The organism is Pseudoalteromonas sp. SG44-17 (genome assembly GCF_014164235.1).
Classification (GTDB): domain Bacteria; phylum Pseudomonadota; class Gammaproteobacteria; order Enterobacterales; family Alteromonadaceae; genus Pseudoalteromonas; species Pseudoalteromonas rhizosphaerae.
The window spans coordinates 13,482-39,580 of record NZ_JACJEV010000036.1; the positions used below are offsets into that span (position 1 = coordinate 13,482).

Below are 26,099 nucleotides of genomic sequence, written 5' to 3' on the forward strand. Positions count from 1 at the left end.
TTAATTTAAAAGGGATAACGCATGAGTCAAGAAATACATAGTACAACGGCGAAAAAGCCGAGAGTGGGGATTTTTGTCGATGTCCAAAATATTTATTACACCTGTCGAGAGAGCTACCGAAAAAACTTTGATTACAATGCCTTTTGGGCAAAAATCAGTGATGACTATGATATAGACTGCGCGATTGCATATGCAATTTATCGCGGGGACGAAAAGCAATCTCAATTTCAAAATATTCTTCGTGCGATTGGTTTTGAGGTAAAGCTAAAACCATTTATTCAGCGTAAAGATGGCAGCGCAAAAGGCGATTGGGACGTCGGCATCACCATCGACATGCTAGAACAAGGTAAAAACCTCGACAAAGTTATTTTACTCTCCGGCGACGGGGATTTTGCCTTATTACTGGGTCATTTACAGCATCATTATAATGTACCGTGTGACGTCTATGGCGCTGATAGACTGACGGCTGATGCATTAAAACAAAGTGCGGCACAGTTTTTTTGCATTGATGATTCCCTGTTACTTTGAAACTAATGTATTAAAAACATAACATCATGTTAAAAATATTTGACATGATGTGAGCCCACTCTTATAGTCATTAATGTTAAGTATACTTAACATCAAATTTATTATTATAAGGGGGTGATATGAGTTATACACAAAAATCGCGGTTACTTGAGATGTGCATAACGATGGTTGTGTTGTTTAATTACTTGCAGTCAGTATTATCAATGACGCCAGAAGCTCAGATGGATCCGTTATTAGCAAGTGGCTTGTTGATATCACTTACGATACAAACCGTTGTAATGCTTATTGTGATGCACATTATCTTAGCGATATTTAATACTAAATATGCGAATCAAGCGAAAGATGAACGCGAACAGGCTATTGCCTTAAAAGCAAAAAGTGTTGCACTACTTATTTTACAATTAGGCGTTGTGAACGCGGTGTTTGCAATGCTGATTGACCCACATTTTGGGTTTGCAATTAGTCCGGTTCACCAGTTAGTAATCGCAGCGTTGGTGAGCGAGATAATCGGCGCTGGGGCCGAAGCTTGGCTATTATATAGAGGTTAGAATGGCAAAGTTAGCGATTACTAACACGATCCGTGCATTACGGTTTCAGCATAATGAAATGACGCAGCAGCAATTAGCTGAAGTCGTTGGGGTGACGCGTCAAACAATTGCCGCAATTGAAGCGGCAAGGTATTCACCGTCGCTGGAGGTCGCTTTTAAGATCGCGATTGTTTTTAATCTACCACTAGAAAAAATATTCCAATATCGACAGTGAATCTTTACTAAATTATTATTTTTGGTAAACTGGATGCATATTCTGCATTTTTATTTATGTTTTTTGGCCATTTAAGTTATGAAAATAGTGTTATAAATCACCATTTTTGTTGTTTTTTTAGGTAATAATGTCATTTTTAAACCTTATTATTACGTTAAAAGATAGTCGACACTAATTTAATTGATATTAATTATTTATTTAATTCAGTTAATTAGAGATAAATGTGGGATATGTGAGATTTTTTATAAAAAACTTAATGACAACGCTGTCATTTGTTGTGTAACATTAATTCAACATGGGTTGAGGGTGAATCGCATTAAGATAATAAAAAAACATGCGATTAATACAAATATAAAACGAAGGTTAGAGGTCGTTAAATGATGGCTAAGAGTGCGAATGAGGACCAATTGTATATTGGTATCGACGGTGGCGGAACTAAGTGCCGTGCAACTATATACTCTGTGCAAAACGGGGTATTAGGAACAGGTTTAGGTGGCCCTGCGAATCCATTACATGGGTTGGAGCGCACATTAGAGTCAATAATGGTATCTACACAATTGGCGATGCGCGATGCAGGTTTGCCATTAGAGTCTATTCATCAAGTGTATGCCGGTTTAGGATTGGCGGGTGTTAATTTACCGAACTTATATGAAAAAATAACAGAGTGGGAGCACCCATTTAAACAAATGTTTTTAACTACTGACTTACATACGGCGTGTATCGGGGCTCATGAAGGCGGTGATGGTGCTGTGATAATCACGGGTACTGGTTCATGTGGTTTTTCATATGTAAAAGGGCAGTCGGTGAATTACGGCGGTCATGGTTTTGCACTTGGCGATAAAGGCAGTGGCGCATGGATGGGCTTAGAGGCAATTAAAGCGGTGTTAATGGAGCTAGATGGTTTAGGTCCTCACACGATAATGACGCCAGTGGTTAAAGAGCATTTTAATGTCACCACAGCAATGGGCATTGCAGAGCAAATGGCTGGACAACCGTCAAGTAGCTATGCAAAACTTGCTCGCTATGTATTTGATGCAGCACACCAAGGCGATCAAATCGCTTTAGCCATTGTAAAAGACGGAGCGCAATACGTGAGTCAGTTAGCGCATCGTTTATTAGAGAACAATCCTCCGCGTTTATCTATGATCGGTGGTCTTGCAGAGCCTTTAAATCAATGGCTTGACCCAGCAATTGCAAAACTCGTTGAAGTACCAAAGCAACCGCCTGAAATGGGCGCAATTTATTTTGCACAGCAATCAGTATTAGAGCAAGACCAAAAGGTAGCACTGTAATGAAAACCTTCTATCGCGCGACACGTTTATTCACGGCTGAAAAATTTCTAGATAATGCATTATTCAGCGTTGAAAATGGCGTTTTTCATCTTGAAACTTCCACCACAGGCAGTGTTATTGAGCTAGATGGTTTAGTTGCGCCAGGCTTTATCGATGTACAAGTTAATGGCGGTGGCGGGGCATTTTTTAATGCTGAGCAAAGCACACAATGCTTAGATCGTATTGCAAAAGCGCATGGTCAATTTGGTACAACGGCACTGATGCCAACACTTATCACCGATAAAGTTGAAACCATGCAAGCAGCTGCTGATGCAACAGCAAAAGCAATATGCGAAGGGGTCGCGGGTGTATTAGGTATTCACTTTGAAGGTCCGCATTTGTCTTTTCCAAAAAAAGGCACACACAGTGAGCAGTTTATTCGCCCAATTAGCGAACAAGAATTTGCCATTTATGCGCGTCAAGATTTAGGTATCAAAATGGTTACCTTAGCGCCAGAAAATGTCAGCATTGCTGATATTGAGCGCTTAGTGGCGTGTGGTGTAAAAGTATCACTAGGTCACACTAATGCTGACTATACAACGACAATGGCGGCACTCAATGCTGGCGCCGATGGGTTTACACATTTATATAACGCGATGTCGCCGTTTACATCGCGTGAACCAGGCGTGGTTGGCGCTGCGCTTTGGCATGATAACAGCTGGTGTGGCTTAATTGTTGATGGGCATCATGTACATCCATTGTCTGCACAATTAGCTATTCGCACCAAACAGCGCGGCAAAATTATGTTAGTCACTGACGCAATGCCACCAGTGGGTACCGATGATATGGAATTTGATTTTTTTGACGGGCGCAAAGTAATTCGTACTGGGGATAGATTAAACTCAAGTACGGGCGAATTAGCAGGCAGTGTATTAGACATGGCCAGCGCAGTGCGTAATACCATTAATACATTGGATGTAAGCCTCAGTGAAAGTTTACGCATGGCTGCACTGTATCCAGCAGAATATTTAAACCTCAAGAAAAAGGGACGTTTACTTGATGGCTTTGATGCAGACTTTGTGGTGCTCGATGAACATCAGTTTGTAAAAGCCACTTATATTGCAGGTAATGCAGTGTAACGTTTCCCTGTAAAAACCCCGCAGTTGTATCGCGGGGCTTTTTATTTAAGAGTAAAAATAATGACAACAGCACATACAGACACAAAGCCGAGTAAAAAGCGCTTAGCATCTCTTGATGCTTTACGTGGCATGGATATGTTTTGGATTTTAGGTGGGCAATCTATTTTTGCCGCTTTATTTGTTTTAACCGGTTGGACTGGTTGGCAGGTATTTGAAGCGCAAACGCTACACAGTGCATGGCATGGATTTACATTTTACGATTTGATTTTTCCGTTATTTATCTTTTTATCAGGTGTGGCGATGGGCTTAGCACCAAAACGCATCGATCACCTGCCATGGCAAGAGCGAAAAGTTTTTTATGCTAAAGCATTAAAGCGGTTATTGCTATTGTGCGGGTTAGGGGTGATGTATAACCATGGTTGGGGCACAGGTATTCCGCTTGCCTTCGATGAAATACGCTATGCGAGTGTACTTGGTCGAATAGCGATTGCATGGTTTTTCTGTGCAATGCTAGTGTGGCATACCAGTATTCGCACACAGCTCTTTACAGCAATCGCTCTCCTGCTAGGGTATTGGATCTTGATGTGTTTTATTCCTGTACCAGGTGGTAACGCTGGTGATTTAAGTGCACAGGGGAGTTGGAATGCATGGTTTGATTCGCATTTTTTACCCGGTATTAGTTATCAAAATAGAGCCGTCGACCCCGAGGGCGTGTTATCGAGTCTACCAGCTATTGTGAATGCCATGTTTGGGGTATTTGCAGGACAACTAATCGCCAGAGCAAGTAAGGTTGGCGAGTGGCAAACAGCAGGCATATTATTTGTTGCAGGTGTTGTGAGTGTTTGCTTAGGTTGGCTTTGGGATTTACAGTTTCCAGTTAATAAAGAATTATGGACCAGTTCATTTGTTTTAGTCACAGTCGGGTGGAGCGCAATATTACTGGCTGTGTTTTATGCAGTGGTTGATATTCTCAATGGCCAAAAATTAGCTTATCCGTTTGTGATTATTGGTGCTAACTCAATCATTATTTATTTGGCATCAAGCTTAGTGAATTGGGAGTTTATAAGCCATAGCGTGTTTGGTGGCTTTATTGCAGCAGCAGCTACCGATTGGCAGCCACTGATTGGCGTTGTTGCGCTTTTGCTGGTGCAAATGCTTTTATTACATTGGATGTATAAGCGCAAAATATTTGTCAGTGTTTAGCTGGCTAATGTACAGCACAGTAAAAAAGGTAAATTTTTATTCACTTTTACTTTACAAACTAAAATTGAATGGTAATAATGACAGCGTTGTCATAATGGTATTGACCAAATAGTGTATCCCTGTTTGGTTTGATCTAAGGCCCAATCCGATTGCACATGGGGTTGGGACTTAGATCCCATTTTTTCATCAACTAATTTAATAACTGAGCAAATTAATATGCAAATAGTAATTTTAAATGATGCAGCAGCCGTAGCAGCATATGGCGCAAATATTTTCGCAACACAATTACAAAAAAAACCAACGTCAGTGCTCGGTTTAGCAACGGGCTCTACGCCAGTTGCGTTATATCAAGAATTAATCGCTAAAAATAAAGCGGGTGAGATTTCATTTTCACAAGCAACAACGTTTAATTTAGATGAATACTTAGGTTTAACGGGCGATCATCCACAAAGTTACCGCCACTTTATGAATGAGCAATTGTTTAGCCATATTGATATAAACAAAGATAACACCTTTGTACCGCCAGGGGATGCCCTAAACCCAATTACAGCATGCAAAGAATACGAAGACAAAATAGTTGCAGCAGGCGGTGTTGATGTACAGTTATTAGGCATCGGACGTAATGGTCACATCGGCTTTAATGAGCCTTCATCAGGTCTGCGTTCACGTACTCGCGTAAAAACACTCACAAAAGCAACGGTAGATGATAATGCCCGTTTTTTTGCTGCTGATGAATATCAGCCACAGTTATCAATTACGATGGGAATTGGTACGATTTTAGAGGCGAAAAAAGTCGTATTACTTGCAACGGGTGAAAATAAAGCGGATGCGGTACGCGCTATGATTGAAGGGCCACTGATGGCTGCATGTCCAGCGTCGGCACTACAGCTTCATCAAGATGCAGTGATTGTAATTGATAAAGCGGCGGCAAGTAAATTAGCCGATTTAGAATTTTATCAGCATATTGAAGCTGAAAATCAAAAATTACAGGCTCATTTAGCTACATTGTAATTACGACAGAATTTATTGTGTGTTTAAAAAAGTCCGTAAGGGCTTTTTTTTTGCCTATTTGTCAGTGAGTAATAATTGGGTTTAAGTAAGTGTTATGGTAGTTTTAGCCATCTAAATAGTAAAAAGGATAAGCATGCTTAATTACAGCCAGATGCCTTTAAACCGTGCATCAAACCTACGTAAAGAGCAACAATGGGTGGCAGCACAAATAAATGAGCAAAGCCGTTGGTTATTGGTGAATAACAATCACACTTTATTTGATATAAATAATATTGCTGTGACTTTTTTAAGCTTTAGTGATGTGAGTCACTTAGCATTAAACGAAGCGATTTTTTTAGGTTTAGATGAGCAGCAAACCAGTCATTTCGCACTTGATGTAAGCAAGCTAGACGAAGCCGTCTTAAGTCAGCTGATAGGTGACGCTGAGTTTGTTGATATTCGCCGCTTTGGGGTGCAAGTGGAAATCGCGCAAGGCTCAATGGCTGCACTGGCACGAGGTTTGTGTTACTGGCATGCAACTCATCGTTTTTGTGGACGTTGTGGCAGCGAAAACGAGCTTGTTGAAGCTGGTCATTCACGTTTATGTAGTAATGATGGGTGTAAACACCAAACGTTTCCGCGAACTGATCCGGCCGTGATCATGGTGGTTACTCGTACATTTGCTGATGGTGTTGAACGCTGTTTACTTGGTCGCCAAGCAATATGGGCACCAGGTATGTATTCGTCTTTAGCTGGTTTTGTTGATCCGGGCGAAAGCTTAGAGCAAGCGGTGGCGCGTGAAGTGATGGAAGAAGCGGGCATTGTGGTTGAAAATGTTAAGTATATTGCCTCGCAGCCGTGGCCATTTCCATCATCGATTATGCTGGGCTTTACCGCTGAAGCTGTTACAGAAAATATCCAGGTTGATAAGGACGAACTAGACGATGCGCAGTGGTTTAGCCGTGAAGAGCTCGCTCAATTTGGCAATTGGCACGAAAAGGGGGAGCATTTAAAGCTACCAAGAGCTGATTCTATTTCGCGCTATTTAATCGACTATTGGTGTAATTTGCAAGATTAAGCATAGTGCAGAGTATGTTCTAACGAAATATTTTAAGGATTAATGATGACGACAAAAAGCAATAAAAATACGCTGTTAGTAAGTACCGGACGTAAAAAAGCATATACTCATGGGGTGGTTAACCCCGTAGTGCAACGTGCATCGACAGTTGTTTTTGATTCAGTGGCAGAGCTTAAAGAAGCGGCAAAAAAACGTGGCGATAAAACACTTTTTTATGGTCGTCGTGGTACTACTACACATTTTGCATTACAAGAAGCGATCACTGAGCTTGAAGGTGGTGAGGGATGTGCGCTTTATCCATGTGGTGCAGCGGCCATTAGCAGCACACTATTGGCTTTTTTGAAAGCGGGCGATCATATCTTAATGGTAGATAATGCCTATGAACCAACGCGTGATTTTTGCGATAAAATTTTAGCTGGCTTTGGCGTTGAGACGACTTATTATCCACCAACAATTGGGGCAGATATTAAAGCGCTGATCAAAGACAACACCAAAGTGCTGTTTTTAGAGTCGCCAGGTTCTATCACCATGGAAATTCAAGATGTACCAGCCATGGTTGCAGTTGCCAATGAGCATGGGGTAATGACCATGCTTGATAACACCTATGGTAATGGCTTGCATTATCGCCCACTTGAACACGGGGTGGATATTAGTATTCAAGCGGCAACTAAATACATTGTGGGTCATTCGGACGTGATGATGGGGGTGGCAGTGGCCAATAAAAAATACTGGCCGACACTTCGAGAAAATTCATATTTACTTGGTCAATGTACGTCGGCTGATGACGCTTATTTAGCGTTAAGAGGCCTGCGCACTATGGCGGTACGTTTAAATCAGCATGAAAAAGCCGCGATCGAAGTCGCTACTTGGTTAGAGCAACATCCGTTGGTTGACCATATTCGTCACCCGGCATTTGCAACGTGTCCGGGTCATGAGTTTTTTAAGCGTGATTTTGATGGTAGTAATGGCTTGTTTTCTTTTGTTATGAAACAAGGTAACCAAAGCGCGATTGATGCTTTTTTAGATAGTTTAGAGCATTTTAAAATGGGCTTCTCGTGGGGCGGCTTCGAGAGTTTAGTGACTGCCAACTTAACTATGAAAGGTTTACGCTCAGCAACTGGTTGGACGCAAGGACCAGTGATCCGCTTACATATAGGCCTTGAAGATGTGGACGATTTGATTGCTGATTTAAGCCAAGCACTCGACATATACCAACAGAATTTGTAGCCTGCGGATCAATAAGACTACATTATTTGTTACAAAGCTCGTATTAATACGGGTTTTTTTTTGCTAGTAATTCAACACGTTTGCCCTTAGTGTAAGCTGTATATAGATTAATAAGGAATATCTGTGACGCAACTCCACCCTCAGCGATTATTAAAGATTGCCCAGTTTGAACTAGTGAGATTATTTTTGACCAAGCGCGGCTTACTTGCTGTTGCCGCATTTTCGATTTGTTGGTTATTGATTTTACGTTATCCGATAGGTCAAGCTGTCAGCTTAATTAGTTCGCCCCAAATAGCCGATTTAGCACAACAAGTGTTTGGCGCTATTGGGCTGAGTAAATTACTCGATTGGCCTGAAGCTGAATTAGCTATGTATTGGTTAATTGCATTGTATAGCTTTCCCAGCTTTTGCTTGTTTTTATGTAGCGACCAACTTGTTGGTGATAAACAACGAGGAACACTACGCTTTTTATCTCTTAGAGCTACCCGTAATGAAATGTTATTTGGCCGCTTTTTAGGACAGGTATTTATTTTAGCAGCATTACTACTTGTTACCTTGGTAGCTTCAGTTGCGGTTATGGTATTTAGAGATCCAGCATTATTAGTCAGTGGCATAAGTCGCAGCTTTATTTTGTTCTGTTATTTATTAATTGCTGTTTTGCCCTTTATAGCACTAATGACGTTGTTAAATACTTTTGCACGCTCAGCGCGTTTAACTGTAGTGCTTGCCGTATTATTTTTTGCTGGCGGAAATATTGTGGTCAGTATTTTAAGCTGGCAAATACCCGTTTTGGCAATGCTTGATTATGTTTTCCCTGGCGTACAACTTGATCAAATGGCAGGACAAAACGCAGGAATATTTAATAGCATTGGCATTCCGTTAATACAAACTACCGTGATGCTAGCGATTGCTCAGCGTATTTTTGCAAGGAGTTCTCTATGAGCACACTAATACACGCAACAGGTTTAACTAAGCAGTATGGTAATAAATTGGCCCTTGATCAGGTAAGTTTTGAGATACAGCAAGGCGCGCCAGTAGCACTGGTTGGGCCAAATGGTGCAGGCAAAACCACCTTGTTTAGTTTGTTATGCGGTTATATTTTACCAACAAAAGGCACGCTCAATATTATTGGACATAATCCAGGCAGTAGTGAATTGTTTGGCAAGCTCAGTGCGTTACCGCAAGATGCTCAACTTGATCCGCGCTTTAGTATCGCTCACCAACTGGCGTTTTATGGCCAGCTACAAGGGCTGTCAAATAAGCAAAGCCAAGCAGAAGCGATCCGCGTACTTGAGTTAGTCGGACTAGCTGACGTTGCTAAACAGCGTTCTGATGATTTATCACATGGAATGCGTAAACGTGTCACCATAGGTCAAGCGCTGATCGGGAAACCACAAATAGTCATGCTGGATGAAGCAACCGCTGGGCTTGATCCTATTCATGCTCGCGAAGTACGCGAAGTGGTTGCGAATCTTAGCAGTGAGGCTACCTTTATTTTAAGTTCGCATGATTTAACTGAACTAGAACGCTTATGTTCACATGTACTGCACCTTGATAAAGGTAAGCTCACAGAGCATCCAACGCACAGTGATAATAGCGAACTAGAGTCTGGATTTATTACATTGTTATTGAGCGAGCATTACCCGGATGTTGAAGAGAAAATACAAGCTTTAGCAGAAGTGTCTAAAGTGTATATGAGCCAAGCTAAAGAATATGTTATCGAGTACCAAAAAACGGCGACACCATTTGATATCACCATACTGCAACATTGTTATCAGCAAGGTTGGCGGTATCGCCAATTGGTAAACGGCCATACATTAGAAAATCAAATATTTAAACAGGAGCAAATATAATGGGTTTATTAAGTGGTTTAATGGGTAATGCCAGTGAAATTGATGACAATGATTTAGAAAAAGTATTGGAAAATACACTGATTGAAGGTGAACAAGTTGAAAAGGCCTATAAAGTGGTACGTGACATGTTTATTTTTACTAACAAACGTTTAATTTTGTTGGATAAGCAGGGGGTCACTGGCTCAAAAATAGAGATGATCAGTATTGCTTATTCAAAAATTACTAAGTTTAGTAAAGAAAGTGCAGGTCATTTTGATTTAGATGCTGAATTAAAAATTTGGGTTGGCTCTGATCCAACACCGATCAGCAAAGACTTTAAATCGGGTGATAATATCAATGATGTGTACCGGATAATCAGCCAGTACGCGCTTTGATCATAATTGAGCTTTTAAAACGGTAGCGATTAACATTCCTATTCGCTACCTTTTTTTTACATTTCCTTACATCCACTTACATTTTTATAATAAAATACAAGCACTTAGTTAAGTTTCAATTCAGTTTACTCGCGTTAGGATGTGCCCCGTCTTAACCAACCGGTTAAACGTTAAACCTTGTAGCAATAAAACAATGTAAAATAGGGAAATCTTTTTATGAAAAAATTAGCAGTTATTATTTCGAGTATTCTTCTTTCTAGTGCCGCGACTGCTGCGGATAACTATCAGTCAATCAGCCATTTAGGATATATGGATACCGATGGCAACGACACAGTTAGTGTTGATTCAAAATATTACTTCTCACCAAAAGCAACATTAGGTCCTTACGATCAATTTGAGTATATTAACAAGCAAACCAACGTATATGGTTCATACATTGATAATGACTTTAGCGATGTAACAACTATTGGTGGTGAGTACTTTGTTGAAAATTTTGTGGTAGGTGCTCAATATAGCAACCTTGATGTTGATTCTGTTTCAAGCAAAGACGTATTTAATGTATCAGCAGGTTACTTTTTTAATCCAAATTTATTATTAAAAGCGACATTCATTGACGTTGAAGATGGCGAAAATTCAGTAATATTTGATCTTGCTTATGATCATAAACTTAATAGCACAGATTACATCGGTTTCACTGTAACATCTGATGACGAGTTTGATTACCGCGCTGTGAACGCTAAATACTTCATGGATCTTAAGCAAGGTAACTACCTAACTGTTGAAGGTACTATTTCAGATACTGACGACAGTGGTAGTTCATGGGAATTAGGTTCTAATTACTACTTCACTAAAGCGACATCAGCGTTTGTTACATTTAATAAAAACGATGATTACACTTTTGGTGCTCAACATTTCTTCAACAAAAATGTTGGCTTAAAAGCTGGTTACGGCAATAACTGGGATGATTCTGGTTATGACGCTTACTTTGCAAATGTAAGCTTACAGTTCTAATCAAACTGTAATACTAGTACTGCAATACTAAAAAAGCCCGCTCAATTGAGCGGGCTTTCGCATTTTTGTTATTTAACTAAGTTTACTTACCAACCACATTGTCGGCCTTTATTTTGCTCATCAAGGTATTTTTGCAGTGGCGCAAAGTAATCAAGTAGGGCTGTTGCATCCATTTCAGGTTTACCTGTTACGATGGCTAATGCTTCTTGCCAAGGGCGGCTTGAACCCATTTCTAGCATAGCATTGAGTTTTTCACCTGCTTCTTTAGAGTTGTATACTGAGCAGCGATGAATGGCTTCTTTGTTACCTGCTATTTCACATAAACTACGGTGGAAATCAAACTGTAAAATATGCGCTAAGAAGTAACGTGTATATGGTGTATTACCTGGCACATGATATTTTGCACCTGGATCAAAGTCAGCTTCGCTTCGTGTGATAGGTGCTTTTACACCTTGGTATTTTTCACGTAATTCCCACCATGCCTTATTGTAGTTTTCAGGGGTTACTGCACCTGAAAATACTTGCCAACGCCATTGGTCCACAAGTAAACCAAATGGAATAAACGCTACTTTATCTAGCGCCATTTTCATCAGTAAGCCAATGTCTTTCGATTCATCAGGCACTTGCTCTAATAAACCAATTTCTTTTAAGTAACCAGGTGTTACCGAAAGCGCAATAGTATCGCCAATGGCTTCGTGGAAACCGTCGTTAGCACTTTCTTGATAATAAAGCGGTTGGGTATTGTAAGCGCGTTGATAAAAGTTGTGACCTAACTCATGGTGAATAACTGAGAATTCTTCACCAGTACGCTGAATACACATTTTAATGCGTAAATCGTCTTTACTATCTATATTCCACGCTGAAGCATGGCACTGTACATCACGATCGGCAGGTTTAGTGAATAACGAACGTTGGTAAAAGGTGTCAGGTAAAGGTGCAAATCCCATTGAGGTGAAAAATTTTTCAGCGCCGCGTACCATTTTAAGTTCATCGTAGTTATGCTCGGCTAATAATGCGGTTACATCATAACCAGGATCGGCATTTTCAGGTGCGACTACATCATAAATGTTGCCCCACGATTGCGCCCACATATTACCTAATAAATGCGCTGGGATAGGTTGGTCTTGGGGTACTTTGTCTTCACCGTATTTTTCACCTAACTTGGCACGAACATGACAATGCAGCGAATCATATAATGGTTTTACTTGCCCCCAAATACGATCAAGCTCTTTGGCAAAATCATCTGCTGGCATATCATACTTACTACGCCACATTGCACCAGTGTCTGCATAACCAAGCTCTTTAGCGCCTTCATTGGTTAATACAACTTGTTGTTCATACAGTGGACGCATTGGTTTTGATACCTGGCGCCAACCTTGCCATAAATCAAGCAGTTCGTTGTAATCACGGCTGGTGGCCATTGTTGCAGTCATATCACCTAGGCTTAAACAGCTGCCATCGTCTTTACAATATTTACCTTTACCATATATACCGCCAAGTTCAGCCACAAGCTGTGATAGTTTTGCTGTTTTTTCTGCATCTTGTGGGGCAGGTAAAGTCAGTGCCAGTTTTAATTTGTCGAGTTTACGACGTGCGTCATAATCAAGTTCGAGAGAGTCAAACTGTGCAGCTTCGTTAGCAAGGCGAACCACCGCTTCGGTCATTTTACGATTTACTTCAGCTGATAGGGCTGATGTATCATGCGTTATAAAGTTAGCGTAAATCCATTCCGCGCGACTTGATTCTAGATATAAAGCACTGAGCTCTTGCTCTGTTGTATCTAAAAAGGCTTGCGCGTCTTTTGCAGTTACCGGCGCAGGGCTTGCAACTTGAGTTACTGTGTTAGTGGCTTCTTGGTTACAGCCGCTCAATGCTAATGTGCTGGCAACCATTATTGCGCTCAAACTGAGCTTAAAATGTGGAGTAGTCATGTTGGTCCTTATATTTGTTATTTATCGTGTAGGATGATAGCAGCGTCTATGTGTTAGGCAAAGTTTATCAATAACCGACTCTTAAGCTCAGGCCATGCGAGTTTATAGTGGCATTGTATTTATTAAAGGATCGGTCATAATTAAGTCAATCTGTTTTATTAATTAATAAGGATAGTTTCCATGTCAGTGTTTATTTTGTTACTGGTGTTGGTGATAGTTATTTTTGCGGTTAAAGATATCCGCTTAAATCTCGTCAGCCGCCCGACATTTAAAATGTTTAAAAAGGTATTACCGCCGCTTTCGCAAACTGAGCGTGAAGCGATGGAAGCGGGCGACGTGTGGTGGGATGGAGAACTATTTAGTGGCAATCCTGATTGGCAATTACTTCACAGCTACCCAAAGCCAGAGTTGAGCGAAAAAGAGCGAATATTTTTAGACAATGAAGTGGAAACACTGTTGGCGATGCTTGATGACTATCACATTGTGCAAAAAGATAAAGACTTGCCAAAAGAAGTATGGGATTACCTAAAGACCCAAGGTTTCTTTGCGCTGATCATTCCCGAGAAATTTGGCGGACGCCAGTTTTCAGCAATCGCAAACTCAACCATTGTAGCTAAAATCGCCACTAAAAGCTTAACAGCAGCAGTGACCGTGATGGTGCCCAACAGCTTAGGCCCTGGGGAATTACTATTACATTATGGTACAAAAGAGCAGCAAGAGCGCTGGTTACCTTCACTTGCGAAGGGGGATGATGTGCCGTGTTTTGCTCTAACAGGCCCTGAAGCCGGCTCTGATGCTGGCAGTATTCCTGACTCTGGCGTAGTGTGTAAGGGTGAGTTTGAAGGCCAAGAAGTTGTAGGCTTACGATTAAATTGGTCAAAACGCTATATTACGCTTGCACCCGTAGCAACGGTTCTTGGACTTGCTTTTAAAATGTATGATCCCGATGGATTACTTGGTAAACATAAAGAGCTAGGTATAACCTGTGCGCTGATCCCAACAGATCACCCTGGTGTGGAAACGGGTGAGCGCCATTATCCATTGAATATGGCGTTTATGAATGGCACAACCTACGGTAAAGATGTATTTATTCCTCTTGATTGGATCATTGGCGGTCAAAAAGGGGCAGGACGAGGTTGGCGGATGTTGGTTGAGTGCTTAAGTGCCGGGCGCGGTATTTCATTACCAGCATTGAGCAGTGCAACAGGGCATTTATGTGCCCGTATGACATCGGCCTATGCAATGGTACGTCAACAATTTGGTGTTTCTATCGGGCAGTTTGAAGGCGTGCAAGAGGCGCTGGCTCGCATTGGTGGACTAACCTATAGTCTTGAATCATGCCGCTTAATGACTGCCGGAGCCATTGATTTAAAATTAAGCCCATCAGTGGTGACTGCGATTGCCAAATATCATATGACAGAGATGGGCCGTACGGTAATGAATGATGCTATGGACATTCATTCAGGTAAGGGGATCCAAGTGGGGCCAAATAACTATTTAGCGCACGGTTATATGGGCATTCCAGTATCAATTACCGTTGAAGGGGCGAATATATTAACCCGTAATCTGATGATCTTCGGTCAAGGTGCAACTCGTTGCCACCCATTTGTACTCAAAGAAATGGAAGCCGCAGCAATGGAAGATGACGATCTCGCGTTAAAAGAATTTGATTCATTATTACTGCAGCATATTTTATTTGCCGCTACTAATGCGAGTATGGCTTTTATACATGGATTAACGCGAAGCTATTTTGCAAAATCGCCCGTTTGTGGTGAGACTGCTTCATATTATAAGCAATTAGGGCGTATGAGCCGAGGACTTGCCTTTAGCACTGATGTGGCAATGTTAGTACTTGGTGGTGAGCTTAAACGTAAAGAGATGATTTCAGCGCGTTTAGGGGATGTCTTAAGCCACTTATACTTAGCATCTTGTGTATTAAAACGTTTTGAAGACGAGGGGCGTCAACAAGCTGATCTTCCGTTCGTAAAATATGCGGTTGAATTGTCACTGTTTGAAATTGGCCAAGCATTTGACGGTTTTTTCAAAAACTTTTCAAACCCGGTTATTAACTTCATCCTAAAACGTATTGTATTTCCGCTTGGTAATCATTACCAGCGCCCAAGTGATGAACTTGCACAAACAATTTGTGAGCATATGACGCAACCAGGGGTATTTAGAAACCGCTTAACTCATTTATGTTATGTGGATGATAAAGCGGGTACTGGTGTGATGGAGAATGCATTTATAGCGATGCATGATACCAGCGCCGCCTTCAAACGATTGAAGAAATGGCAACGTGACGGCACACTTAACCGTAATGCTAATATAGCAACTGCAATCGATAGTGCGCTTGAAAAACAGTTAATAACTGATGAGCAAGGCGAAAAGCTACATGCTGCAAATAACCTACGCAAACAGGCTATTGCGGTAGATAATTATCAGCCAGGTGAACTGTAATAGCGAAAACTAACAAGCCTTGCTGCGAGCAAGGCTTGTTAAGCGGTCTAAATATTTAATATAAAGCGTTAGCGTGCAAATGGATCGGCATTTATTTTATCAACGTACCAATTGCCTTTTTTACGCACCATTTTTACGCTGCGCATATCATCAACTTTATTCCCATTGAAGTGGCCTGTGAAAATAAGGTTGATATTGGCTGTATCGCCATATTGTTCTCTTAAACTCATATTAGTCATATCAACTTCAATTACTACATCATCGTATTGCATGTTGACTAAATTGCGGGCAAATTGTTTTGAGGTGCCGTAAGAGTTCATGATCCGCGCCATTTTAGGTGTGGCCATAGTACTGGCTTTGTTTAGGTCGTTTTCGTTATAAAGCGTATCAAAAAATAGTGCTGCGCTATTTCCTGGAGTATTTTTTTCACCTTTTGGTGAATCTTCATTTCCACAGCCGCTCATTAGCAGTAAAAATGTAGCAGTGCAAAGAGTTATAAATGATTTCATTAGATAAATAGATTTATTAGTGATGATTTAGTGTGTGACGAAATGCGGCAGATGTAAAGTTTACGGTAAGAATTAGTGATGTGAATGCAATAAATAATAAAAAAGGATGCAGTTTGCATCCTTTTTCAAAAGCTATTTAAACTTATTGAACCAGCTCTTGCTCTGAAAACTCTTCAGCAAAAAGTGGGCTTGATAAATAACGCTCAGTTGCACTAGGTAAAATTACTACGACATTTTTACCTGCATTTTCAGGTAACTCCGCAATACGCTTTGCTGCAACAACCGCAGCGCCAGATGAAATACCAACTAATATACCTTCTTTTTTCATCAGCTCATGAGCCATTGCTATACATTCTTCATTAGACACTTGCTCTACACCATCGATCATTGATAGGTCTAAATTACCAGGAATAAAGCCTGCGCCAATACCTTGAATTTTATGTGGCCCAGGTTTAATTTCTTCACCCGCGAGTGTTTGGCTGATCACTGGCGAATTAGTTGGTTCAACAGCGATTGACTTTACATTAAGGCCTTTTTCAAGTTTCAAATAACGGCTGACACCAGTAATTGTACCTCCAGTACCCACACCAGCCACAAAGAAATCAACTTTTCCATCTAATGCATTAAAGATTTCTGGGCCTGTTGTTTCAAAGTGAATTTTAGGGTTTGCAGGGTTTTCGAATTGTTGTAATAAAATAAACTTTTCAGGGGCTGATGCTTGAATTTCCTTTGCCTTAGCGATCGCACCGTTCATACCTTTAGCACCATCTGTTAAGACTAAATTAGCACCTAATGCTTTTAGTAACTTACGACGTTCAAGACTCATGGTGTTTGGCATTGTAAGCGTAAGTTTGTATCCACGCGAGGCCGCAACAAACGCCAAAGCGATACCTGTGTTACCTGAAGTTGGTTCAATCAGCTCTTTATCTTTAGTCAGCTCACCTGATTTTTCAGCTTCCCAGATCATTGATGCACCAATACGGCATTTAATGCTAAAGCTAGGATTACGAGATTCTATTTTAGCAAAAACATTACCTGTCGTTACACGGTTTAGTTTTACTAACGGTGTGTTACCAATACTGAGTGAGTTATCTTCAAAAATAGTAGACATAATGTTCCCTTAGGTGCAATTTATTCAATCGTGATCGATTTTTATTGTAAATCGATCTGTAATAGTGACACTTTACTGCTGAATTAAAAAAACTAAAGTAAAGTTTGGCTATAAGATATATCTATTCGGCTTATAACTGAATGAAATAAAAACAGCGACAGCTTGTATGTATAGTTATTAAAACAAAAATACTATCAGGTATGCTGACATAGGATTATTAGGGATACAAATACTGACCAAAATTTATATGCGCTAGATCATAATGAATTGCCTAGTAGATATTATAATGAACAAATTAGACGGGCGTTTAACGCTAAAAGTGATTGTATTTTGTGCAAACAGGCTGTTGTTGAGCGGTTTTATGATACATATAATTAAAAACATGCTAAAACCTCACCCATCAAAATTTATGAAGTGATGACAATGACGTTAATCTTAAAATTAATTGCCGGTATATTGGCCGGTATTTTAGTGGGTTTATATGTTCCACTAACGGGAGTTGAACTCCTTTACACGGTAAAAGAAATAATTGGCCAACTGATCACTTTTACTATTCCACTAATTATTTTATTTTTTATAGCATCAGGTATTGCTGGTTTACCAAAAGGCTCAGGCCATCTGTTAGGTAAAACCGTTGGTTTCGCCTACGGTTCGACCATTATTGCAGGCACATTAGCAGTGATGGTTGTTAGTGCAATTATTCCGTTATTTGATGGCGGTTTAACCTTCGAAGCTGAAATAGCCACCGAAGTGGCAAGTTTTATTGATTTAGAGATCCCACCATTGATGGGTGTTATGACTGCGCTTGCGACAGCGTTTGTGTTTGGTATCGGTATGAGCCAATTAGAGCTAGAGACCTTGAAAAAAGTATCGGATCAGGGCCGCGATGTGATTGATGGTTTGCTAGCAAAAGTTATTATCCCAGCATTACCGTTTTATATTGCAGGTGTGTTTGCTGAGATGACAGTTGCAGGAACTGTTGTTGATACCTTACAAACGTTTGGTGTGGTGTTGATTGCTGCATTAATCATGCATTGGGTATGGTTGACTATTCTTTATATCGGTACGGGTATCTTATTAAAACGCAACCCAGTTGAATTAATTAAAAATATGCTCCCAGCTTACTTTACAGCCTTAGGCACTATGTCTAGTGCTGCGACTATTCCAGTGTCTTTACGCTCAAGCAAAGCAAATAATGTAAAAGAAGATGTTGCTAACTTTACTGTACCTTTGTGTGCGACTATTCATCTATCTGGCTCAACGATCACTATCGTAACTTGCGCGATGGCGGTGATGTTTTTATCACCAAACATGGATGTACCATCATTATTTGGGATGTTGCCGTTTATTATGATGCTAGGTGTGGTAATGATTGCCGCACCGGGTGCTCCGGGCGGAGCTGTCATGTCTGCGCTGGGGTTGTTAACCAGTATGCTCGGTTTCAATGAAGGTGCTGTGGCGTTAATGATAGCGCTTTATTTGGCTCAGGATAGTTTTGGTACAGCCTGTAATGTTACCGGTGATGGTGTAATTGCTTTGTGGGTTGACCGCTTCAGTGAAAAAACGCCATCTTAAATTAATTATCTGAAACGATAATTGAGTTATCGTTTCAGATTTTCTGTGTTAGTGTGACCAATTAAATTGTCATATTGACGTGCTGTTAGGTTATATGAGGGTGTCCCATTGATTAATGTACTTTTAGTTGATGACCATGAGCTCGTACGAACGGGTATCAAACGTATTTTAGATGATGTTCGTGGGTTTAAAGTAATTGGTGAAGCTAAAACAGGTGAAGAAGCGGTACAATTTTGCCGTCAGCATTCTCCTGATATTGTGCTAATGGACATGAATATGCCAGGTATTGGCGGATTAGAAGCGACCAAGAAAATTTGTCGCTATTGCCCTGATGTGAAAATTATTGTACTAACAGTACATTGTGAAGACCCATTCCCAAGTAAAGTGATGCAAATTGGCGCTCATGGTTACTTAACCAAAGGGGCGGGCTCTGATGAAATGGTTAATGCAATTCGCGCAGTAAATGCAGGGCAACGCTATATTGCACCAGAAATAGCTCAACAAATTGCCCTTGCGCAAGTGACGGGTCGTACTGATGAAAGTCCATTTCAGAGTTTATCTGAACGTGAATTACAGATCATGTTAATGATCACTAAAGGTGAAAAAGTACAAGACATTGCCGAACGCCTTAATTTAAGTTCTAAAACAGTGAACAGCTATCGCTATAGAATGTTTGAAAAGCTGAATGTGGGTGGTGATGTTGAATTAACTCATTTGGCTATTCGTCATAAGATGATCGACATCGACAGCGCCCACTAGTGTTGCCCCATGGCAGAATTTGATCACGCCCATTTCTTAAAAACACTATCAAGCGAACCCGGCGTTTATCGGATGCTTGATAGTGATGATAAAGTTATTTATGTTGGTAAAGCTAAAAACCTTAAAAAACGTGTTAGTAGCTATTTTCGTAGCAATGTCACGGATGGCAAGACTCGCGCTTTAGTCAGTAACATTAGTGATATTGACATCACTTTAACCAATACTGAAACCGAAGCTTTACTGCTTGAAAATAACTTAATAAAAAAATATCAGCCACGTTACAATATTTTACTGCGTGATGATAAATCCTATCCGTATATTTTATTAACTGCTCACAAACATCCAAGACTTGCATTTCATCGCGGTAGCCGCAAAGTAAAAGGCGAGTATTTTGGGCCATTTCCAAGCGCTGGGGCTGTCTCTGAAAGTTTGCGGTTAATGCAGAAAATATTTCCTGTTCGTCAATGTGAAGATGCGTATTATCGCGTTCGCAGCCGACCTTGTTTGCAATTTCAGCTAAAACGTTGTTCTGCACCCTGCGTGAATGAAGTGAGTGACGATGAATACAATCAGCAAGTTGATTTTGTACGTAAATTTTTGACTGGCAAATCTCATGAAGTCATCGCAGCGTTGATCTCTAAAATGGAAGCTGCGAGCCACGCTTTACAATTTGAACTCGCGGCTAAAGTACGCGATCAAATAATGCTACTGCGTAAAATGCAAGAGCAACAATCGATATCAGGTAACTATGCCGAAATGGATGTTGTGGGTTTTGCTCATTTAAATGGCCTCAATGGCATTCATTTGTTGATGATCCGCGATCATAAAGTACTCGGTAGCAAAACGTACTTTCCAAAAGTACCGAAAGATTCACAGCCACAAGAAATACTGGCTTCATTTCTTGGGCAATATTATTTAGCGCCAGGTGCAACAGGGCGAATTGCTAAAGAAGTTATTTTGCCATTTGCACTTGATGAAATTGATGTACTCAGTGAAGCATTAAGCCAAGTGAGTGAACGCAAAGTAACTTTAAAAACAGTTACACGCGGTGAGCGTGCGCAATACTTACAGCTCGCTAATAAGAATGCGCTTAATAGTATTACCGTGAAGCAAAGCACTCAGGATTCGATTAATAAGCGTTACGCACAACTTAAAGCGACGTTAGGGCTTGATGATATTAATCGTATGGAATGTTTTGATATCAGCCATACAATGGGAGAAAACACAGTTGCCAGTTGTGTGGTGTTTGATTCGCAAGGACCGAATAATAAAGAATATCGACGCTTTAATGTCACAGGGATCACCGGAGGTGATGATTATGCTGCAATGGAGTTTGCGTTAAACAAGCGTTACAACAAGTTGGTTGACGAAGATAAAATTCCTGATGTGATTTTTATCGACGGTGGTAAAGGACAACTTTCTCGTGCCGAGCAGTATTTTGCTAATTGGCCACATGCAAAAATGCCGCTGTTAGTCGGTGTGGCAAAAGGCACCAGTCGTAGGCCAGGCCTTGAAACACTATTAATTGATGGTGGTCGGAAAACAATTCCAATGGATTCAGACGCACCAGCGCTACATTTGATCCAACATATTCGCGATGAATCACATCGCTTTGCTATTGCAGGGCACCGTAATAAGCGGCAAAAACAACGCACTCAATCACTATTAGAAGAGATAGGTGGTATCGGCTCGGTACGACGCCAAACATTATTAAAATTTTTAGGGGGCATGCAGGGAGTAAAAGCTGCTAATATAGATCAATTAAAGCAAGTACCCGGGATCAGCTCTGACATGGCTGAGAAGATATTTAACCATTTGCATGACAAGGGCTAGCCCTTCGTGCGAATATAGAAAAAAAGACATCCCCAAGTAGTTATGTGGAATATTCCAAACACACTCACAACATTTAGACTTTTTCTTATCCCCATTTTTTTGGTGGTATTTTATCTGCCTTATTCATGGGCTTTCTTTGCTGCAGCTTTTATTTTCTGGCTTGCATCGATCACTGATATTCTTGATGGCTATCTAGCGCGCAAGCTTGAGCAGTCTACGCCATTTGGTGCATTCTTAGATCCTGTTGCTGACAAAGTGATGGTGTGTACAGCATTGGTTGCTTTAGCTAGTTATTATCAATCAATGTATATGACTATTCCTGCTTTAATCATAATAAGCAGAGAAATTGTTATCTCAGCACTTCGAGAATGGATGGCAGAGCAAGGCAAGCGTGGTAATGTAGCTGTATCAAATATGGGTAAGTTTAAAACTGCTGCGCAAATGTTAGCTATTATTGGACTCATTTGGCAATACGATAGTTGGATGATGTACTTAAGTTATGGCTTACTTTACATTGCGACCTTCTTAACGGTTACTTCTATGCTGCAATATTTGATAGCAGCGTGGTCTGAATTGACTAAAAATTGACTCTAAACGTATAATAACGCACCGTTTTAGATAAAAAATAATCAAACAGTTCAAAACTAGCATTTTTTGTATTGACGCGTTTAATAATCTCTGTAGAATGCGTCCGTGTTGAGAGGGCATAGCCCCCTAGATAAACAAAGTGACACTGGTTAAGTTGCTAGAATGTTTTACCGCGACAAGGTTGCGATGAAACATATTAATACTTACATGCGTTATGCGGCACTAGCTCAGTTGGTAGAGCGCGACCTTGCCAAGGTCGAGGTCACGAGTTCGAGCCTCGTGTGCCGCTCCAGTTTATCAAAGGTTACCCAGTATTGAGGCGGAATGGCAGAGTGGCCATGCACCGGATTGCAAATCCGTTTACCCCGGTTCGACTCCGGGTTCCGCCTCCAATCAACACTCCACACGCTTTAATTAGCAAACTCGATGCCCGAGTGGTGGAATTGGTAGACACAAGGGATTTAAAATCCCTCGACTAACAAGTCGTGCCGGTTCAAGTCCGGCCTCGGGCACCACTTTGTGGTTTAGTTGCATATACCAAATGTAACTTTTAAAAATGTAGTAATTAGAATTAATATGATGCGGCACTAGCTCAGTTGGTAGAGCGCGACCTTGCCAAGGTCGAGGTCACGAGTTCGAGCCTCGTGTGCCGCTCCATATTAGTTTTATCCACTTGCTTTAAATAGCAAACTCGATGCCCGAGTGGTGGAATTGGTAGACACAAGGGATTTAAAATCCCTCGACTAACAAGTCGTGCCGGTTCAAGTCCGGCCTCGGGCACCACTTTAAATTACTCAACCAAGGTAATTTAAGGGCGATAAAAAATATTTCTTAGAAAGAATTATATCTAATTATGCGGCACTAGCTCAGTTGCCAGAACGTTTACCGCGACATAGTCGCGCACCAACGTACAAATTACTGACAAAGTTTTATGCGGCACTAGCTCAGTTGGTAGAGCGCGACCTTGCCAAGGTCGAGGTCACGAGTTCGAGCCTCGTGTGCCGCTCCAAATTATTTGTTACATTTAGGCGGAATGGCAGAGTGGCCATGCACCGGATTGCAAATCCGTTTACCCCGGTTCGACTCCGGGTTCCGCCTCCAAATAATTACTCCACACGCTTTAATTAGCAAACTCGATGCCCGAGTGGTGGAATTGGTAGACACAAGGGATTTAAAATCCCTCGACTAACAAGTCGTGCCGGTTCAAGTCCGGCCTCGGGCACCACTTTATCTTCACTATTACTTCATTTATACCTACAGCGTAAAAAAACACACCCAAAATTGCTTATCTATCTATTAAATTAAACTTTCACCTTATAGCTTTTGTATGCGTTTAACTTTTATCCATAGCGCGTACGGACAATCTTAATACCAAAATATACGCAAATCACTTTGTTGATTGATGCCAGAGAAATTAGCTTAACTAACACTAATACCAATCTGCATAAAGATTAAGTAAATTTGATCCAATCTCTAGAGCATATAATTTTAACCGTATCAGGGACGGAGATGAATTTATTCCACGCTTGCGAAACCTGTTCGACTATTTCTTCATAACCACTAAATACACGATTAGATAGACAGTGTTGTCGTATCCAACTCAATTGTTAAGGTAGTTTGAAATCCATTTTTGACACTGCCGCGTGCTGTATTTGGCCGCTTAGCAATATTCGTTCTGTTTCCACCCTCAAAGAATAATGAAACAGCAAGCAGGCGTATGCGTTTTCTTGCATTAGGCTCTTTACGTGATAAAACTAAAAGTTGTTTGGATTCTTTTAAGTTCAATTCAGTAAAAGTAGATAAGTATCTGTGCGCTAATTAGATCACATAATTTGGCAGATTGGTATAAAAAGCAGCAGGCTTTACTTTTGTGGTGACGCTTGATAAATGGCCAATGCTGAGAACAGTAAAGCGTCACTATGCCAATTGCAGCCGCATGCATACCCAATAGATTCAGAGCAACACTCCTGTGTGGCGCTTCGCTGAAGCATTGTTGAAGCTGTAGCCAGATTTATAAAGCACTCAATAAGGGCCGCGCTTTAGCGATGAATATATTAGACGCTTGTGATAGCAAATCTGAATAACTACTAAGGCATTATTATTTTGATCAAAAAAGGGAGCACATAGGCTCCCTCTTTGATTGTAAATAAGCTTATTTACTTTTTATGCCAAATCCCTTTCGGGATGGTTTGATCAAGCTGAGTATTTTTGGTTGGATCAAATGTTGGTAATTTGCCAGCTTTGCGCTGTGTGGTGTAGTCGTTCGCAAGCCAGATCACCACGCCTGATAACATAAACAGTGCAATAACGTTCACGATTGCCATGAGGCCCATCGAAATATCAGCTAAGGTCCAGATCAACCCCAGTTCACTCACAGAGCCAAACATCACCATACCTAATACTATAAGTCTAAAGATCAACATACCATGCTCATGATTATGCTCTAAGAATAATAGATTAGTTTCTGCGTATGAATAGTTAGCAACAATTGAGGTAAAAGCAAAGAATAATATAGCAATCGCAACAAAGATTGTGCCCCAGCTTCCAACATGTTCTTCAAGAGCAGCCTGAGTTAATGCAATACCAGTTACACCTGAGTCAGCTACTAATTGATCAGAGAGCAAAATCAGCGCGGCTGTTGCACTACATATAACAACCGTATCAATAAATACACCAAGCATTTGCACATAACCTTGTGAGGCAGGGTGGGGCGGATTTGGCGTCGCAGTCGCTGCCGCATTTGCTGCGCTACCCATACCTGCTTCATTTGAGAATAAGCCGCGCTTTATTCCTTGGATCATTGCTTGCATAACGCCATAACCAATCGCACCGGCACCCGCTTGCTCAATTCCAAAGGCACTATTAATAATACGCATAAATACAGTCGGTAATTGCTCTGCATTAATAGCGCACACATATAAAGCTACAAGTAAGTAAGCTAATGCCATAAATGGTACAACCAACTCTGCAAAGCGAGAAATAGTTTTCAGGCCACCAAATATAATAATGCCAGAGCCAACGACTAGTACTAAACCAACAACATAGTTTGGAATATCAAAAGCGACTTTAAATGCAGCGGCTATAGAGTTAGATTGCACTGCATTGAATACTAGGCCAAATGCCAATATCAAACAGAGTGAGAAAACCACCCCCATCCAACGTTTACCCAAACCATATTCCATATAATAAGCAGGGCCTCCTCTGAAATTACCATGTTCATCACGAATCTTATAAGCTTGAGCCAAAGTACTTTCTGCAAAACTCGTTGCCATACCTATTAAGGCAATTAGCCACATCCAGAAAATAGCCCCAGCACCACCTAAATACAGTGCAACAGCAACACCAGCCATATTTCCGGTACCAACACGTGCGGCTAAGGAAGTACAAAAAGCTTGAAAAGATGAAATACCGTTTTTATCACACTGACGAGAATTGAACATGACTTTAATCATGTGGGGGAATTGAACAAATTGAATAAACTTGAGTTTAATAGTAAAAAAGAGTCCTGCCGCTATTAATAGGTAGACGAGAATATGACCCCAAAGCAGCCCACTAATACTATTTATTATATCTATCATGTTATATGCCTAATGAACGAGTTTAAAAAACAGCGGGCAACTTACCATAAGCAAAGCAGATAGTTTAGTGAAACGATGAAAAAAACGAGGTTATCCACAGGATTCTGTGGGTAAGGTGTAAGTTTCTTTTGGGTATCTTGAGGGTATGAAATAAATGCGAATTTAATGATAAAAACGCTTGCGTAAAATTCGCCGCGCCCTATAATGCGACCCCACTGAGACGGGAAACGCCAACGCATAGCGAGGCACGAACAACTCAGAGAGTTAAATAAAACTTCGGTTTTAAATATTCGCAAGAAAGTTTAAAACTAAGTGTTGACTC

General features: G+C 40.8%; 22 protein-coding genes and 8 tRNA genes. 26 read left to right on the forward strand and 4 right to left on the reverse strand.

Going from position 1 to position 26,099, the window contains the following annotated elements; genetic code table 11:
- Positions 1–21: 21 nt before the first annotated feature.
- The 13 genes from H5182_RS18770 (at position 22) to H5182_RS18830 (ending at position 11,436) form a co-directional block, all read left to right on the forward strand.
- Positions 22–528, forward strand: coding sequence for an NYN domain-containing protein (locus H5182_RS18770; RefSeq protein WP_179959226.1), 507 nt, complete (start codon positions 22–24; stop codon positions 526–528).
- A 119-nt stretch (positions 529–647) separates the two neighbouring features.
- Entirely contained in the window at positions 648–1,076 is a 429-nt protein-coding gene (locus H5182_RS18775; RefSeq protein ID WP_182732233.1) for a hypothetical protein, read from the forward strand.
- Position 1,077: 1 nt separating this feature from the next.
- Complete coding sequence (locus H5182_RS18780) at positions 1,078–1,290, forward strand: helix-turn-helix transcriptional regulator (RefSeq protein ID WP_149982957.1); 213 nt, start codon at positions 1,078–1,080, stop codon at positions 1,288–1,290.
- A 377-nt stretch (positions 1,291–1,667) separates the two neighbouring features.
- Entirely contained in the window at positions 1,668–2,582 is a 915-nt protein-coding gene (nagK, locus tag H5182_RS18785) for an N-acetylglucosamine kinase (RefSeq protein ID WP_149982958.1), read from the forward strand.
- Positions 2,582–3,700 carry an N-acetylglucosamine-6-phosphate deacetylase gene (gene nagA, locus H5182_RS18790; protein WP_145242321.1) on the forward strand — a complete coding sequence of 373 codons (1,119 nt, stop codon included), beginning with the start codon at positions 2,582–2,584 and terminating at the stop codon, positions 3,698–3,700. The genes nagK and nagA overlap by 1 nt, the downstream gene beginning before the upstream one ends.
- 60 nt (positions 3,701–3,760) lie before the next feature.
- On the forward strand, positions 3,761–4,903 hold the full coding sequence (gene nagX, locus H5182_RS18795; protein ID WP_182760438.1) for a transmembrane glucosamine N-acetyltransferase NagX: 1,143 nt from the start codon (positions 3,761–3,763) through the stop codon (positions 4,901–4,903).
- 216 nt (positions 4,904–5,119) lie between these two features.
- A complete protein-coding gene (gene nagB, locus H5182_RS18800; protein WP_145242317.1) occupies positions 5,120–5,914 on the forward strand; it encodes a glucosamine-6-phosphate deaminase in 795 nt (264 codons plus the stop codon).
- Positions 5,915–6,047: 133 nt separating this feature from the next.
- Positions 6,048–6,971, forward strand: a complete 924-nt coding sequence (gene nudC / locus H5182_RS18805) for an NAD(+) diphosphatase (RefSeq protein ID WP_145242315.1) — start codon at positions 6,048–6,050, stop codon at positions 6,969–6,971.
- 45 nt (positions 6,972–7,016) lie between these two features.
- Positions 7,017–8,198 (forward strand): cystathionine beta-lyase, encoded by a 1,182-nt coding sequence (locus H5182_RS18810; protein ID WP_145242376.1) that lies wholly within the window; start codon positions 7,017–7,019, stop codon positions 8,196–8,198.
- 123 nt (positions 8,199–8,321) lie between these two features.
- Entirely contained in the window at positions 8,322–9,140 is an 819-nt protein-coding gene (locus H5182_RS18815; RefSeq protein ID WP_145242314.1) for an ABC transporter permease subunit, read from the forward strand.
- Complete coding sequence (locus tag H5182_RS18820; protein WP_145242312.1) at positions 9,137–10,051, forward strand: ABC transporter ATP-binding protein; 915 nt, start codon at positions 9,137–9,139, stop codon at positions 10,049–10,051. Before H5182_RS18815 ends, H5182_RS18820 begins: the two co-directional genes overlap by 4 nt.
- Positions 10,051–10,425 carry a PH domain-containing protein gene (locus tag H5182_RS18825; RefSeq protein ID WP_182760439.1) on the forward strand — a complete coding sequence of 125 codons (375 nt, stop codon included), beginning with the start codon at positions 10,051–10,053 and terminating at the stop codon, positions 10,423–10,425. The genes H5182_RS18820 and H5182_RS18825 overlap by 1 nt, the downstream gene beginning before the upstream one ends.
- A 216-nt stretch (positions 10,426–10,641) precedes the next feature.
- On the forward strand, positions 10,642–11,436 hold the full coding sequence (locus H5182_RS18830; protein ID WP_145242308.1) for a putative porin: 795 nt from the start codon (positions 10,642–10,644) through the stop codon (positions 11,434–11,436).
- Positions 11,437–11,522: 86 nt separating this feature from the next.
- Here the strand turns inward: H5182_RS18830 and H5182_RS18835 are convergent, their stop codons facing one another.
- Positions 11,523–13,367 (reverse strand): M2 family metallopeptidase, encoded by a 1,845-nt coding sequence (locus tag H5182_RS18835; protein ID WP_182760440.1) that lies wholly within the window; start codon positions 13,365–13,367, stop codon positions 11,523–11,525.
- Positions 13,368–13,547: 180 nt separating this feature from the next.
- On the opposite strand from H5182_RS18835, the gene H5182_RS18840 reads away from it, so the two are divergent.
- Positions 13,548–15,824 carry an acyl-CoA dehydrogenase gene (locus H5182_RS18840; RefSeq protein ID WP_182735607.1) on the forward strand — a complete coding sequence of 759 codons (2,277 nt, stop codon included), beginning with the start codon at positions 13,548–13,550 and terminating at the stop codon, positions 15,822–15,824.
- Between the two features lie 68 nt (positions 15,825–15,892).
- On the opposite strand, the gene H5182_RS18845 is transcribed toward H5182_RS18840, so the two are convergent.
- Positions 15,893–16,288, reverse strand: coding sequence for a hypothetical protein (locus H5182_RS18845; protein WP_404936107.1), 396 nt, complete (start codon positions 16,286–16,288; stop codon positions 15,893–15,895).
- 187 nt (positions 16,289–16,475) lie between these two features.
- Complete coding sequence (gene cysK, locus H5182_RS18850; RefSeq protein ID WP_145242300.1) at positions 16,476–17,444, reverse strand: cysteine synthase A; 969 nt, start codon at positions 17,442–17,444, stop codon at positions 16,476–16,478.
- 423 nt (positions 17,445–17,867) lie between these two features.
- On the opposite strand from cysK, the gene H5182_RS18855 reads away from it, so the two are divergent.
- The 12 genes from H5182_RS18855 to H5182_RS18910 all read left to right on the forward strand — a co-directional run bounded on the left by H5182_RS18855 (position 17,868) and on the right by H5182_RS18910 (position 23,424).
- Positions 17,868–19,019 carry a dicarboxylate/amino acid:cation symporter gene (locus H5182_RS18855; RefSeq protein WP_182732226.1) on the forward strand — a complete coding sequence of 384 codons (1,152 nt, stop codon included), beginning with the start codon at positions 17,868–17,870 and terminating at the stop codon, positions 19,017–19,019.
- Between the two features lie 108 nt (positions 19,020–19,127).
- Positions 19,128–19,778: a UvrY/SirA/GacA family response regulator transcription factor gene (gene uvrY, locus H5182_RS18860; protein ID WP_016707677.1), complete on the forward strand. Its 651-nt coding sequence runs from the start codon at positions 19,128–19,130 to the stop codon at positions 19,776–19,778.
- Between the two features lie 9 nt (positions 19,779–19,787).
- Positions 19,788–21,611, forward strand: a complete 1,824-nt coding sequence (gene uvrC, locus H5182_RS18865) for an excinuclease ABC subunit UvrC (protein WP_182735608.1) — start codon at positions 19,788–19,790, stop codon at positions 21,609–21,611.
- A gap of 42 nt (positions 21,612–21,653) precedes the next feature.
- Positions 21,654–22,199, forward strand: coding sequence for a CDP-diacylglycerol--glycerol-3-phosphate 3-phosphatidyltransferase (gene pgsA, locus H5182_RS18870; RefSeq protein WP_145242294.1), 546 nt, complete (start codon positions 21,654–21,656; stop codon positions 22,197–22,199).
- A gap of 216 nt (positions 22,200–22,415) precedes the next feature.
- Positions 22,416–22,491 (forward strand) — tRNA-Gly (locus H5182_RS18875).
- Between the two features lie 26 nt (positions 22,492–22,517).
- Positions 22,518–22,591, forward strand: a tRNA-Cys gene (locus tag H5182_RS18880).
- Positions 22,592–22,627: 36 nt separating this feature from the next.
- Positions 22,628–22,714 (forward strand) — tRNA-Leu (locus H5182_RS18885).
- Positions 22,715–22,780: 66 nt separating this feature from the next.
- Positions 22,781–22,856, forward strand: a tRNA-Gly gene (locus H5182_RS18890).
- A 39-nt stretch (positions 22,857–22,895) separates the two neighbouring features.
- Positions 22,896–22,982, forward strand: a tRNA-Leu gene (locus H5182_RS18895).
- A gap of 150 nt (positions 22,983–23,132) precedes the next feature.
- Positions 23,133–23,208, forward strand: a tRNA-Gly gene (locus H5182_RS18900).
- An 18-nt stretch (positions 23,209–23,226) separates the two neighbouring features.
- Positions 23,227–23,300 (forward strand) — tRNA-Cys (locus tag H5182_RS18905).
- A 37-nt stretch (positions 23,301–23,337) separates the two neighbouring features.
- A tRNA-Leu gene (locus tag H5182_RS18910) sits at positions 23,338–23,424 on the forward strand.
- 931 nt (positions 23,425–24,355) lie between these two features.
- Here H5182_RS18910 and H5182_RS18915 read toward each other — a convergent pair.
- A complete protein-coding gene (locus H5182_RS18915; protein ID WP_149983426.1) occupies positions 24,356–25,777 on the reverse strand; it encodes a sodium:alanine symporter family protein in 1,422 nt (473 codons plus the stop codon).
- Positions 25,778–26,099: the final 322 nt, after the last annotated feature.